The following is a 13,523-nucleotide window of genomic DNA, read 5'->3' on the forward strand; positions in this document are numbered from 1 at the left end:
AGGAGCACCCCGTATGAATCAGCCTGCCGAGAACCAGCCCGGAGAGCACGGAAGGCCCGGGCAGGGGTCCGCGAGCCTCGCCCAGTCCTCCCCCACCGTCGGCACGTTCCGCGAACGCGACGGCGCGCTGGAGTGGAGCGGCCGCCAGGAGACCGTACGCATCGAGCCGTGGGGCCCGGACGCCGTCCGGGTCCGGGCCAGGCTCGGCGGGCCCGTCCTGGAGGGTCTGCCCGCCGCCGTGCTCGACGAGCCGCCCGCCACGGAGGCCACCGTCAAGATCGAGGACGGGCGGGGACTGCTGACCGTCGGCGCGCTGACCGTGGAGGTCGACGCCGAGGGCCTGGTCCGCTTCGTCCGCAGCGACGACGGCACCGAACTGCTCGCCGAGGAGCGCGCCCACTTCTGGTGGCCGGGGCCGCGCCTCTACACCCCCGTCGGCAACGGCCACCACCGTCTGGAGCAGCGCTTCGCCGCGTACGAGGGCGAGAAGCTGTACGGCCTCGGACAGCACCAGCACGGGCTGCTCGACCAGAAGGGCGCCGTCCTCGACCTGGTCCAGCGCAACGCCGAGGTGACCATCCCGGTCCTCACCTCCAGCCGCGGCTACACCCTGCTGTGGAACAGCCCGGCGATCGGCCGCGTCGAGCTCGCGGGCAACGGCACGCGGTGGGTGGCGGACTCGGCCCGGCAGATCGACTACTGGATCACCGCGGGCCGTCCGGCCGACGCGCAGCGCCGGTACAGCGCGGTGACCGGGCGCACGCCGATGCTGCCCGAGTGGGCGGCGGGCTTCTGGCAGTGCAAGCTGCGCTACCGCACCCAGGACGAACTCCTCGGCGTGGCACGGGAGTACAGGCGCCGCGGCCTGCCCATCGACGTCATCGTCTGCGACTTCTTCCACTGGACGCATCTGGGCGAGTGGAAGTTCGACCCGGCCGAGTGGCCGGACCCGGCGGCGATGCAGCGGGAGCTCACGGAACTCGGCATCAAGCTCGTCGTGTCCGTCTGGCCGTCCGTCTCCCCGCTCTCCGAGAACCATCAGCTGATGGAGCAGCGGGGCTGGTTCATCGGCACCCAGTACGGGCCCATGGCACACGCCGACTGGCCGGACAAGGAGGTCGCCTCCACGGTCCAGGTCGCCTTCTACGACGCGACGAACCCCGAGGCGCGTGAGTTCCTCTGGTCGCGGATCAAGGACAACTACCTTGAGCCGTACGGGATCACGTCCTTCTGGCTGGACGCCTGCGAGCCGGAGCTGAAGCCGGGTTTCCAGGAGAACCTGCGCTACTGGGCGGGCCCGGGACTCGAAGTGGGCAACATGTATCCGCGCGAGAACGCCCGCACCTTCCACGAGGGCATGCTGGCGGCGGGCGAGAGAGAGGTCATCACCCTCAACAGGTCGGCGTGGGCGGGCAGTCAGCGCTACGGGGCCGCCCTGTGGTCCGGCGACATCGGCACGGACTTCGCGACGCTGCGCCGCCAGATCGCGGCGGGTCTCAACACCTCGCTGTCCGGCATCCCCTGGTGGAACACCGACATCGGGGGCTTCCACGGCGGTGACCCGGACGACCCGGCGTACCGCGAGGTCATGATCCGCTGGTTCCAGTTCGGCGCGCTGTCCCCGCTGATGCGCCTGCACGGCTTCCGGGACCCGGGCACGCCGCTCGGCCCGGAGATGACCGGTGGCCCGAACGAGGTGTGGTCGTACGGCGAGGAGGCCGGCGCGATCCTGGAGAGGTACCTCCACCTGCGTGAGCGTCTGAAGCCGTACGTGCTGGAGGTCATGCGGGAGGCCCACGAGGAGGGGCTGCCGGTGATGCGGCCGCTGTTCCTGGAGTTCCCCGAGGACCAGGCGACGTGGTCCGTGGACGACGCGTACCTCTTCGGCCGGGACCTGCTGGTCGCGCCGGTGCTCACGGCGGGGGCGACGGCCCGGACGGCGTACCTTCCGGCGGGCGCGCGCTGGACCGACGCGTGGACCGGCGAGTCGTACGAGGGAGGCGCGGCCGTGACCGTCGACGCGCCGCTGGACCGCATTCCGCTGTTCCTGCGGGACGGGGCACGGCTGCCGGTGGCGGAGTGACCCCGCAGACGTGAGGGTGCGGCCGGCTCCCCGGGAGGGGCCGGCCGCACCGTCGTTCACCTGCGTCGCGCGGGGATCAGCTGCTGGAGACCGACATGCTGTTGGTGCGGAAGTCCAGGCCGCCGGACGACGAGGTGATCTCGAAGCCGAACTGGACGTCGCCGATGGTCTCGTTGCCCATCCAGTGCTTGGTGTCCTTGATCCACTTGAGGATCGGCAGGACGTTGACGGTGCCGGAGTTGGAGTCCGAGGTGCGCAGGAACGAGAAGACCTCGTTGGCGCCGTTGCTGCCCTTGTAGACGGACCAGGTGTGGCCGCCGAGGGTGACGTTGCCCTGCGAGGTGCCGAGCGGGCCCACGGCTCCGTTGTAGTTGACCCAGAGCATGATCTCGTAGTCGTAGTCCGTGTCCCAGATGTCGTACGACGTGTTGTACGCGCCGGACGACGGGACCGTGACGTTGTAGCTGCTGCTGAGCGAACCGAGCGAGGTGATCGACTTGTTGATCACCTTCTTGGCGTTCGGGTAGGACTTGATGCCGCCGGTGTTGGGGTGGTTGGCGTTGACTCCCCAGTTGGTGCCGGAGTTGGCCCAGATGCACTGGCCGCCGGCGCCGCCGCCCCAGATGTTGTTGTAGAGCGTGTAGCCGTTGAGGCTGGTGTTGCCCCACTGGTCGCAGGAGTTCCAGACGGCCGCCGAGGCGGGGGCCGAAGCGAGACCGATGGTGGCGCCGAGTGCGAGGGCGGGGGCCAGGAGGGCCTTGGTGATCCTGTTCAGCGTGCGTGTTGCCATGGTGTCCCTTCCATGGGTGGGGGGATGTGGGGGATGTGACTGCGGTGGATCTACTGCGGCCCCAGGGTCAGGACGCAGTCCTCTCCGGCGCGCAGGGAGAGCTGTCGCGCTCCGGAGAGAGTTCTGAGGTCGACCCGGCAGGTGCGGGTGGGCCGCACCACCGCCCGGGCCTCCCGCGGGTGCCAGCTGAGATCGACCACCGCGCCGAACCTCGTGGTCACGCCGAGGAGTTCACCCGCCGGGAGGGCGGCGGGCAGGGCGGGGAGGAGGACCAGCCGGTCGGGGGTCGACTGGATCAGCGCCTCGACGATCAGGGCGGGGAGGGTGTGCGCGGCGTCCGCGTTGTAGACGTCGCGGTGGGGGTAGTGCGCGCTCATGAGGGAGGCGTGGAAGAAGTCGCCCTCCAGTACCCGGCCGAGCGCGTGCGCGACCCGCTCGCCGTCGCGCAGGCGGGCCGCGACGAGGGCGTGGTGCAGGTGCCCGTGCGCGGAGTCGTTCTCGGCGCCCCGCAGTTCGAGCGCGCGGTGTGCCGCGGCGGCGAGCCCGGGGGTCTCGTAGGGGTTGATCTCGTCGTGCGGCCACACGCCGTACAGGTGGCTGAGGTGCCGGTGGTCGTACGTGTCGTCGAGGCCGGGCCACGCCCACTCGGCGAGCGCGCCGTCGTCGTTGACGCGGTGCGGGGGCAGCCGCTCGGCGAGGTCCCGCCATCGGTCCGCGTCGGGGCCGGGGTGGTACGCGGCCGCCGTGAGCAGGGCGTGCCGGGCCGCCGAGAGGTCCATGGCGGCGTTGACCGCGCCCCAGCTCGCGTTCGCCGGGCGGTTCTCGGGTGAGTAGGAGGGCACGACGACGAGCCGGCCCCGCTCGTCGGTCCGGGTGAGGAAGTCCTCGTAGAACAGGGCGACTTCGGCCAGGGCGCCGGCCAGTCGCAGGTCCCGCTCCCCCCGTGTCTCGTCGTGGTCGACCAGGGGCTTGAGCAGCCAGTCGGCGCCCGCCGTCCACAGGTGCAGGGGGTATTCGCGGCTGAAGTGGTACGTGTGCCCGGACTCGCCGTCCGTGTGGGGCGGGGCGACGACGCCTCGGGCACCGAAGACGGCGCGGGCGTTGTCCCTCCAGTGCGGCAACTGCCCGTGGATCAGCGTGGCGTGGGCCTCGACGACCTCGGGCAGCGCGGCGGCGACGGCCGAGGCGGTCTGCAGGTTGAGGTTGGCGTCCGTGGTGAACGCCCCGGACCAGGCCGTGTCCCAGTCGCCGGTCCACAGCCCGGTGAGCCTCGGCGGGAGCATCCCGCTGGCGGACAGCAGGTGGTAGCGGCCGGCCGCGAAGAGCCGTTCGAGGAGGGCCGGGCTCTTGGGGCGCTTCAGCAGCTCGGAGCCGGGGAGCGCGCGTTCGGTGTCGTCGGCGTCGAGGACGAGGCAGGCGCGGGCGTACGCGGTGCGGTGGAGGCGCAGGTGGCGCTCCAGGAGGGTCCCGTACGGGTCCTCGTCGTCCGGCAGCAGCTCGCGCAGGGCCTGCGTGCCTGCCACCGTGTCCAGTTCCCCGCTGTGCCGGGCGAGGCGCGTCAGCAGCAGGACCGACTCCGCTCCCGTCACGCGCATGCCCGGCGGGGCCAGCGTCGTACGGCCGCCGGTGACCACGGCCAGCATCACCCCCGTGTACGCGCGGTCGCTGCCGGGGTAGCGGGCGCGCAGGGTGAGTACGGCGCCCTCGGGGGTGAGGACCGCGCCCTCGCTGATGCCCAGCCCGCCCGGGGCACCGGGGAGTCGGTGGTCCAGCGCGATGTCCAGGGTGAGCCCCGGCGAGGTCACGTACTGGACGATCACGTCGTCGGCGCGCGAGACGAAGACCCGGCTGCGCCAGCCCGTGCAGACCGATTCGGCGACGCCCGTGGTGAAGTCGACCGAGCGGCGGTAGCCGCGTTCCCCGTCGGACGTCCGTCGCAGCCGTACCTGGAAGGCGGGGTGGAAGGGCTGCACCCACTGCAGGGGGCGCCCGTCCGTGAAGTCCTCGGCCGCGGCTCGGTCGCCCGCCAGCAACCGGTCCTGGAGGGCGGTCAGTTCGGCCGCCAGCTCCGGTGGGCGGGCGTGCTCGCCGCCGTTGGGGCGGACGAGGGTGTGGTGCGTGGCGATGACCCGGTCGTCGCCGGGATCGCCGAACACCAGCGCTCCGTGACGGCCGTTGCCGCTCAGGAAGGCGTCCTCCCAGCGGGCGGCGGGGCTCGGCTCCCAGGTGCCGTGCGGCGGGGGCGGCGGGGCGTCGGCGCTCACGGCGACAGCACCGCCGCCCCGTAGCGGCCCAGCTCCACGGAGTCTGTGACCTGTCGGCCGCCGAGCAGGTCCCGGTACGTTCCGGGCACGGCCACCGTGATTGGGTCCCGCCCGTGGTTGAGGACGAAGAGGAGGTCTCCCCGGCGCACGGCCTCGACCTGTGCGGGCAGCCCTTCGAGCACCGGCCGCACCCCGGCCTCGGCGGCCACGCCCTCCAACAGCTCTCGCAGCGCGGCGGGTTCGGGCAGCGTGGAGACGTACCAGGCGCGGCCCCTGCGCAGTACCGCCGGGAGCCCGTCCAGTTCACCGCCCTGGTAGACGGCCTCCGCGACACCCTCCCCGGCCTCGATCTCCTCGGACCACAGCGTGCCCCGGAAGCCGTCGCACTCGGCGTGCTCCCCGCGGTCGAGGGGCCACCACTCGTGCAGGGTCCGGATCCCGAAGAGCTCTCGCAGCCGCCCGTCCATGCCGCCGGGCCGCACCCGGTCGTCCTCGTCCGCGACCCCGGTCAGGAAGCCGCAGACCAGGGTGCCGCCGCCCCGTACGTACGCGACGAGGTTGTCGATCGCAGCGTCGGTGAGCAGGTACAGCTGGGGTACGACGACCAGCCTGTACGCGGACAGGTCGCGCTCGGGGTGCGCGAAGTCCGTGGTGACATGGGCCTCCCACAGGGCGCGGTGCCAGGCGCGCACGACCTGCGGATGGTCGACCTCGGAGGAGAGCCGGCCGTCCTGGGACCCCGCCCACCAGGCGTTCCACTCGTGGAGGATCGCCACCTCGGACACGGAGTGACGGCCCGTCACCTCGCCCTTGAGGCAGACTAGTTCGGTGCCCAGCTGCCTGATCTCCTGGTAGGTGCGCCCCTGTTCCCCCGCGTGGCTGACCATGCCCGAGTGGAACTTCTCCGCGCCCTGCCTGGACTGCCGCCACTGGAAGTAGCAGACGGCGTCGGCGCCCCGGGCGACGGCCTGGAGGGACCACAGACGGTTGAGGCCGCGCGGCTTGGGATGGTTGACGCCCCGCCAGTTCACCGGTCCCGCGGCCTGCTCCATCAGCATCCACGGTCCACGGGCCTGGGAGCGCGTCATGTCCTGGATGAGCGCGCCGTTCTGCGCGCCGAAGGGGTCGCGCGGGTCGGGATAGATGTCGACGGAGACGACGTCCTCCTCCTGGACCCACTTCCAGGCGTCCTGGCCCACCCACATCGGCATGAAGTTGGTGGTCACCGGGAGGTCCGGGGAGTACCGGCGGACGATGTCACGCTCGGCGGCGTAACACTCCAGGAGCATGTCGCAGGTGTAGCGCCTGAAGTCCAGCACCTGCGTGGGGTTCTTCATGTAGTGGGCGTGGCGCGGCGGCAGGATCTCCTCCCAGTCGCCGTAGCCCTGGCTCCAGAAGGCCGTGCCCCACGCGGTGTTGAGGGCGTCGAGCGTGCCGTACCTGTTCCGCAGCCAGCGGCGGAAGGTGACGGCGGCCTCGTCGCCCCAGTCGAACGTGCAGTACTCGTTGTTGATGTGCCACATCGTGAGGGCGGGATGGCTTCCGTAGCGGGCGGCCAGGTCCTCGGTGATGGCGGCGGCGTGGCGGCGGTAGGTGGCGCTGGAGTGCGAGAAGTGCTGGCGGCCTCCCCACCACTCGGTGCGCCCGTCCTCGTCGCGGGGCAGTGTGTCCGGGTGGAGGCGGCCCAGCCAGGGCGGCGGCGAGGAGGTGGGGGTGGCGAGGACGACCCCGATGCCGTTCTCGTGCATGAGGTCCATCAGGCGGTCGAGCCAGCCGAACTCCCGCTCTCCCGGCCGCGGTTCGAGCTTCGCCCAGGAGAAGACGCCGAGGGTGACGGAGTTGACGCCGGCCGCCTTCATCAGGCGTACGTCCTCGTGCCAGGTCTCCTCGGGCCACTGCTCGGGGTTGTAGTCGCCGCCGAAGAGGATGCGCCCGCGGGTGACGTCGGCGAGGCCCGGCCGGGCGGGCGCCTCGTGGGCGGTCATCGGGCGGGCTCCCCGTACTGGATGCCGCGTCCGTTGGTCGCCAGGTACACCCTGCCGTACACGCGCGGGTCGCCCGTGATCACCTCGCCCGTCCAGCCCCACTGGTGGGCGTCGTCGTTGATGCGCGTCCAGGTCTTCGCCTCGTCGTCGGAGCGGTACACGGCGGTGATGGTCTCCGTCGAGCCGACCAGGTAGACCGCCGGATAGCCGGCGCCGTCGGCCGCCCTGCCGAATCCGAGCGTGTACGAGGCCCAGCAGCTGTCCACCTTCGAGAAGGTCGCCCCGCCGTCGGTGGAGCGGTGGAGGCCGTTCCACTTCAGGCTCAGCCACAGGTCTCCGCTGCGCCCCGGCGCCGCGACCAGTTCGAACTGGGTGTCACCGGAGGACAGCCCGGTCGCGCGGGCCGTGAACGAGCGACCGCTGTCCGTGCTGGCGTACAGGGTTCCGCTGTCGGTGTCGTACGCGTAGAAGAGGGCGGGGTCGGCCGGGTCGGCGACCGGTGTGGCGCCCTTCGGGAAGGAGGCGACCTCGGACCAGGTCGCGCCGTTGTCCGTGGAGCGGTGGGCCGCGTACTTCGTGCCGTCCCAGTGCACGAACGACCACAGCAGCGCGCTGCCGTCGGCGTTGACCGCGATCGGCCCCGGCGCCTCCTTGGCGATGGCGGGCTGGGCCCCGAAGGGCGCCCAGGTCCGTCCGCCGTCGTGCGAGTGGGCCCCGTTGCCGTGGTCGCCCCAGCCCGTGCGGACCACGTACGACGGCTCGGCCGCGGCCTGGGCGAGCCCCGTCGCCGTCCCGAAGACGGGGTTCGACGCCATGCCGCGCGACGGGGAAGCCGTGAGCTTCTCGTGGTACATCACGCCGATGTCCCCGAGGCCGCTGAGCAGGTGCGCCTTCCCGGCCGGGGGCGAGATCAGCTGGCGTACGGACGTCTCCTCCAGGCCGCGGATCTGCGGCGCCCAGTGCTTGAGGTCACGGGTGCCGTAGAGGGTCGCGCCGGTCCCGAAGACGAGGTGCTTCGAGTCGTACGGGTCCAGGGCGAGCGCCTGGATCCACCAGCCGAACTTCGGCTTGTCGGCGCCCCACTTGAGGTAGGGGGTCTCGGACACGTCGAACACGGCGGTGTCCTTGAGGGACGTCCAGGTGCGGCCGCCGTTCGTGCTGCGGTACACGGTGTCGATGTCGGCCCAGCGGTTGTTGGTGGAGACGACGACGGTGCCCGGGCGGCGGGCGTCCACGGCGGCTCCGCCGTACGCGAAGGTGTCGGTGGACCCGTCGGAGGTGGTCCCGCCCGGCTTCACGGGAGTCACCTCGGCCCACTTGCCGGTCGTGGTCCGCAGTTTGTGCACGCTGCCGTCGGACTGGCCGTTGGGTCCGGGCGCGTTGGCGTACGTCACGTACAGCTCGCGCGTGTGCCGGTCGTAGGCCGCCCTGACCGGCACCTTGGCGGAGGTGCCGGAGGGCTGCCCGGGGACGGCCTCCCACGCCGTCCCGTCGGCCGTGCGGTACAGGTTCGCCGTCCCCGGGGTGCCGTCGCCGTCGCCCCACCCGGCGTAGACGGCCCGCCCGGCGGCGACGAGGAACATGACGCCCTGCCCGGAGGCGCTCGGCTTCCCCGGGAAGCCGCTCACCGGCGCCCAGGTCGCCCCGCGGTCGGTGGACCGGAGCAGCCCGTCGTGCCGGGTCCCCAGCCACAGCGTGTCGCTGTCCCGCGGATCGACCAGCAGCCGCTCCCCCGCGCCCCGCCCGTCCTCGTTGGCGCCGAGTTTCACGTCGAGGTCGGTCCGGCGCCAGGTCGCGCCCCGGTCCTCCGACCGCAGCACCGCGCCGTTGCCGGCCCACGACTGGGCGTACGTGCCGAGGGAGAGGTAGACCCGGTCCGGGTGCGCCGGGTCGACGGCGATCGCCTCCACGCCGAGGAGGTTCCAGTCGTCCCACCCGAGGTGGTCGGTGAGCGGGATCCAGCGGCCTGCCCGGTCGTCCCAGCGGTAGGCGCCGCCGATGTCGGTACGGGCATAGGCCAGACCCCGTACGGAGGGGTGGAACAGCACCCCGGTGACGAACCCGGTACCGCCGATGACGACGTTGCGCCAGCGGTAGGCGGATCCGTCCGCGTTCTCGTCCGCGTCAGTGGCCGCCAGCGCCGGGCCGGAACCGACGGAGATGGCGGTGAGGGCAACCGTGGCAGCGGTCCCGGAAAGGACGGCGCGTCTATTCGGACGGGACGTGCGCATGACATACCTCGTTCTGCGAGAGGGGGGCGGGAGCGGCGGAGACAGCCCAGCGAGGGGCGCCTCTGAGCGACGCGGGGAACGGCGCGACCAGCCACAAGGGACCCGCGGTCGACGGCCGACCCGCGGTTCCCCGGCTGAACCGAGCGGACCGGCAGGTCAACCCTTGACCGCGCCGGTCAGCATGCCCTTCTTGAAGTGCTTCTGGACGAAGGGCGAGAGGAAGGCGACGGGGAGCAGGGCCAGCACCATGACCGCCATCTGGACGGCGAGCGCGGAGAGCTGGCCCGTCTTGATGGCCTGGCCCATGCCGACCGGCGGTTCCTGCTTCTGGACGAGCTGGATCATGACGTTCTGCAGCGGCATCATGTCCTGGTCGCTGAGGTAGATCGACGCGTTGAACCAGGCGCTCCAGTAGCCGACGGCGTAGAAGAGCGTGATCACCGCGATGACGGCGCGGGAGAGCGGCATCACGATCTGCCAGAGGATCCGCCAGTCCCCCGCTCCGTCGATCCGCGCGCTGTCGGTGAGTTCCGGCGAGATGCCCATGAAGAACGCCCGCAGGACCAGGATGTTGAAGACGCTGATCGCGCTCGGCAGGATCAGCGCGAGATACGTGTCCGTCAGCCCCAGCGACTGCACGAGCAGGTACGTGGGGATGAGGCCGGCGCCGAAGAACATCGTGGCGAGCAGGATCATCAGGAACCAGCGGTGCCCGACGGACCCGATGCGGGAGAGCCCGTACGCCGCGAGGATGGACACCGTCATCGAGAACACCGTGCCCACGAGCGTGACCCCCAGGCTGACGAGGGTGGCACGGGTGACCTGGCCGCCGCTCAGCAGTTCCTGGTAGGCGATGAAGGTGATGCCCTTGGGGACCACCACCAGTCCGCCGGCCTCACTGATGGCCTGCTTCGAGGACAGGCTGGTGACGACGACGATCCACAGCGGGAACAGGACGGCGAGGCAGGCGACGGCCAGGACTATGCCTTTGCCGGCGAGTCCGGCCTTGTGGGGTTCCTCCTCCCAGGCGGGCCTCGGCGGGGCGGCCCAGCGTCCGGAAGTCCTCGGGCCGGGGGCCTTCGGCCGTTCCTCGGTGACAGCGCTCACTTCTTGTACACCCCCTGCTCGCCCATGAGATGGGCGACCTTGTTCGCGGCGAGGACGAGACCGAGACTGACCACGCCCTTGATCAGGCCCGCGGCTGCCGCGTAACTGAACTCCTGGTTGCGGACGCCGTTCCACCACACGAAGGTGTCGAGCACTTCCGCCGCGCCCGGTCCCACCGCGTCTCTCTGCAGCAGGATCTGTTCGAAGCCGACCGTGAGCGCGTCACCGACCCGCAGCACCAGGAGCAGGGCGATCACCGGCCGCAGTGCGGGCAGCGTGACGTGCCACATCCGGCGCCACCGGCCGGCCCCGTCCATCGCCGCGGCCTCGTACAGGTCGGGACTGACGGAGGCCAGTGCCGCGAGGAAGACGATGACGCCCCAGCCGGCGTCCTTCCAGACGCCCTCCGCCGTCACCAGGAACTTGAAGACCCCCGGGTCGGTCATGAGGTCGAAGCCCTCGTGGCCGTGCCGGCGCAGGGTCTGCGCGATGATGCCGGCGCCGCCGAAGATCTGCTGGAAGACGGTGATGACCAGCACCCAGGAGAAGAAGTGCGGGAGGTAGAGGATCGCCTGCGAGATCGCCCGCACCCGGGGCCTGAGCACGCTGTTGATGAGCAGCGCGAGCACGATCGGGATCGGGAAGAACAGCAGCAGCTGGAGCGAGAACAGGACGAACGTGTTCTGGACGGCGTCCCAGAACGCCGAGTCCTCGAAGATCCGTGAGAACTGCTCGAAGCCGACCCAGGGGCTGTGGAAGATGGCGACGAAGCCGTTGTCGCTGACGTACGGGTCGTACTCCTGGAAGGCGACGACGTTGCCCAGGATCGGTATGTAGTTGAAGACCAGGACCAGCAGGACGGCCGGCAGGGTCATCAGGACCAGCGTGCGGTCCCGCTTGAGGCGGGTCCTGAGCGTGCCGCCGTTCGCGGCCTTCTTCAGGGCCTTCTTCTCGGCTCGGGTGACCCCGCCGGGCCTGGCGGGTCTGCCGGGTCGGGCGGACCGGTGCCCCCCGGCGGAGGGTTCGGCGGTGTCGTCCGTCGTCGACGAAGGCGCTGTGCGCGGGGCGGCGCCCGGAGTGGTGCTGTGTGCCACTTCGTCACCCCTGCGCGGAGCCGCTGTCGTCCAGCAGCTTCTTGTACCAGTCGCGCAGCTTGTCGCCGCCCTGGCTCTTCCACTCCGACACCGCCTGCTGCATGTCGCTGACCTTCTTGCGGCCGCGGACGACGCTGTCCTCCAGGTCCTCGAAGTCGTTGGAGAGGCTGGTGTAGCGGGCCGGTTCGGTGATCTGGAGCCCGAAGAAGGAGGACTTCTTGGTGAAGGCCCCCATCCGCTGCTGCCACTCCACCTGCTCCTTCGCGATGTCCGGGAAGTCGGGGTGGGCGATGGTCGGGGCCGGGCTCGCGAGCATGACGAAGGCGTTCAGGACCTCCTGGTTGCCCTTGTCGTTCTTGGTGGGCACGCCGTCCTTGATGGTGTAGTGCGTGCCCTCCACCCCGTAGTTGGTGAGCATGAACTCCTTGGTGCCGTACGGGGCCGCGGTGACGTTCGCGGCGGCCAGCACGTCGTGGATCACCGCCTTCGACGCCTTCTTGTTGATGAAGGCGAAGATGCCGGCGGGCGAGGCGGCCCACAGCTGGGGGTCGCCCCCGTCATGGCCGAAGATGTCCATGCCGGATATGCGGAATTCCTTGTTCTGGGTGGCCTGTTCGGCCATCTTGCCCCACCAGTCCGAGATGTTCTGGTTGTACATCATGACCTGGCCGTCGGTGAAGCGCTGGCCCGCGTTGCCCTGGTTCGCCGCCCTGGCGTCGGGGTGGACGACACCCGCCGCGTACAGCTTGCGGGTCCACTCCAGTGCTTCGAGATACTCCTCGGTCTCGACCCGGTAGATCAGCTCGCCGTCGACGAGGTTCCAGCCGAGCGACTTCTCGCTGCCGGACAGCACGCCGAAGCTGTTGAAGGCGGTCCACTTCATGTCGTCGCAGGCCCACACCTTCGCCTTGGCGTTGGTGATCTCCTTGGCGAGGGCCAGGAACTCGTCGGCGGAGGTGGGGACTTCGTACCCCTCCTTGTCGAAGACGTCCTTGCGGTAGAAGGGCACGATGCCCTGGACGGTGGGAGAGGGCTGCGGCAGGCCGCGCAGCTTGCCGCCGAAGATGGAGCGCTGCCAGGCGTCGGTCGGGATGGCCGCGAGGTTCGGGTACTCCTTGACCTTGTCGCCCGAGAGGTACGGGCCGAGGTCCGCCATCTTGCTGATGATGGCGCTGGGTATCTTGCCGCCCATGTTCCAGCTGGGGATCACCACGACGTCCGGCATGTCACTGGAGGCGAGGACAGCGCCCAGCTTCTCGTCGTACGTGTTGCCGTCCTGGTTCTGCCAGACGATCTCGGCGCCGATCATCGCGTTCATCGCCGAGTAGTACGGGTTGCCGCCCTTCGGCGGCGAGCCCCAGAACGGCGAGATGATTTTGATGGTGCTGCCCTTGCCGAGCTTCCGCGGCACCGAGGTCTTCAGGCCGGCGAGCGAGAGCTTGCCGGTGAACCCGACAGCGGAGCCGTTCTTCGACGCGATGTCCGGCGTCACCACGTTCTGCGCCACGAAGGCGGGAAGGATCTTCTTCGCGTCCTTGCCCGAGGTCGTGCCCTCCTTGGAGCCGCTGTCGGAGCCACCGCAGGCGGCCAGCAGCGGCATCCCGCCGGTCACCGCGGCGGCAGCGACCGCCGTGGAGCCGAGGAAGCTTCTCCGGCTGGGAGCGGAGGAGGGGGAGTTCGGCGTCATTGCGTCAACCCTTCATGGCGCACAGCAGGACACCCGGCGGTTCGGCCGTCGGCTGCGGTGTCTTGAGTGGAACTGGCTGAGCTGAAGCGGACCCAGGAGGAGTGCACACCCAGGAGCGGCGTCTTCGACAGTCGAAGCGCTTCGATGTTGCTGCGAGGTTAAGTGAACGCCTGGGGGTGCACAAGAGCCGATTCCAACATTCCTGGGAGGTATGGAGGTCTGAACCAGTGCCTTTCAACTCTTGGGATGTCGGTGAGGATTCGGAGTTGTTGCGTCGGGGTG

General features: G+C 70.5%; 8 protein-coding genes. 1 reads left to right on the forward strand and 7 read right to left on the reverse strand.

The genetic code is table 11. From position 1 onward, the window contains the following. Positions 1-13: 13 nt before the first annotated feature. Positions 14-2,083: a glycoside hydrolase family 31 protein gene (locus tag O1Q96_RS35625; RefSeq protein WP_269252071.1), complete on the forward strand. Its 2,070-nt coding sequence runs from the start codon at positions 14-16 to the stop codon at positions 2,081-2,083. Positions 2,084-2,159: 76 nt separating this feature from the next. On the opposite strand, the gene O1Q96_RS35630 is transcribed toward O1Q96_RS35625, so the two are convergent. The 7 genes from O1Q96_RS35630 to O1Q96_RS35660 all read right to left on the reverse strand — a co-directional run bounded on the left by O1Q96_RS35630 (position 2,160) and on the right by O1Q96_RS35660 (position 13,241). Continuing rightward, complete coding sequence (locus O1Q96_RS35630; RefSeq protein ID WP_269252072.1) at positions 2,160-2,873, reverse strand: glycoside hydrolase family 12 protein; 714 nt, start codon at positions 2,871-2,873, stop codon at positions 2,160-2,162. A gap of 50 nt (positions 2,874-2,923) precedes the next feature. After that, complete coding sequence (locus tag O1Q96_RS35635; protein WP_269252073.1) at positions 2,924-5,137, reverse strand: glycosyl hydrolase family 95 catalytic domain-containing protein; 2,214 nt, start codon at positions 5,135-5,137, stop codon at positions 2,924-2,926. Further along, complete coding sequence (locus O1Q96_RS35640) at positions 5,134-7,122, reverse strand: beta-galactosidase (RefSeq protein WP_269252074.1); 1,989 nt, start codon at positions 7,120-7,122, stop codon at positions 5,134-5,136. The genes O1Q96_RS35635 and O1Q96_RS35640 overlap by 4 nt, the downstream gene beginning before the upstream one ends. Then, positions 7,119-9,353, reverse strand: a complete 2,235-nt coding sequence (locus tag O1Q96_RS35645) for an exo-alpha-sialidase (protein WP_269252075.1) — start codon at positions 9,351-9,353, stop codon at positions 7,119-7,121. Before O1Q96_RS35645 ends, O1Q96_RS35640 begins: the two co-directional genes overlap by 4 nt. A 156-nt stretch (positions 9,354-9,509) precedes the next feature. Then, positions 9,510-10,460, reverse strand: coding sequence for a carbohydrate ABC transporter permease (locus O1Q96_RS35650; protein ID WP_269252076.1), 951 nt, complete (start codon positions 10,458-10,460; stop codon positions 9,510-9,512). Beyond that, positions 10,457-11,554, reverse strand: coding sequence for an ABC transporter permease (locus O1Q96_RS35655; RefSeq protein ID WP_269252077.1), 1,098 nt, complete (start codon positions 11,552-11,554; stop codon positions 10,457-10,459). Before O1Q96_RS35655 ends, O1Q96_RS35650 begins: the two co-directional genes overlap by 4 nt. A gap of 4 nt (positions 11,555-11,558) precedes the next feature. Then, positions 11,559-13,241 carry an extracellular solute-binding protein gene (locus O1Q96_RS35660; RefSeq protein ID WP_269252078.1) on the reverse strand — a complete coding sequence of 561 codons (1,683 nt, stop codon included), beginning with the start codon at positions 13,239-13,241 and terminating at the stop codon, positions 11,559-11,561. Between the last annotated feature and the right edge of the window lie 282 nt (positions 13,242-13,523).

Origin of the sequence: Streptomyces aurantiacus, from assembly GCF_027107535.1 — a bacterium.
GTDB lineage: Bacteria > Actinomycetota > Actinomycetes > Streptomycetales > Streptomycetaceae > Streptomyces.

What these genes read in the sequence shown, in the direction of transcription:
- O1Q96_RS35645 (WP_269252075.1), bottom strand. Translation starts at nt 9,353, where the DNA reads ATGCGCACGTCCCGTCCGAATAGACGCGCCGTCCTTTCCGGGACCGCT.
- O1Q96_RS35630 (WP_269252072.1), bottom strand. Translation starts at nt 2,873, where the DNA reads ATGGCAACACGCACGCTGAACAGGATCACCAAGGCCCTCCTGGCCCCC.
- O1Q96_RS35660 (WP_269252078.1), bottom strand. Translation starts at nt 13,241, where the DNA reads ATGACGCCGAACTCCCCCTCCTCCGCTCCCAGCCGGAGAAGCTTCCTC.
- O1Q96_RS35640 (WP_269252074.1), bottom strand. Translation starts at nt 7,122, where the DNA reads ATGACCGCCCACGAGGCGCCCGCCCGGCCGGGCCTCGCCGACGTCACC.
- O1Q96_RS35625 (WP_269252071.1), top strand. Translation starts at nt 14, where the DNA reads ATGAATCAGCCTGCCGAGAACCAGCCCGGAGAGCACGGAAGGCCCGGG.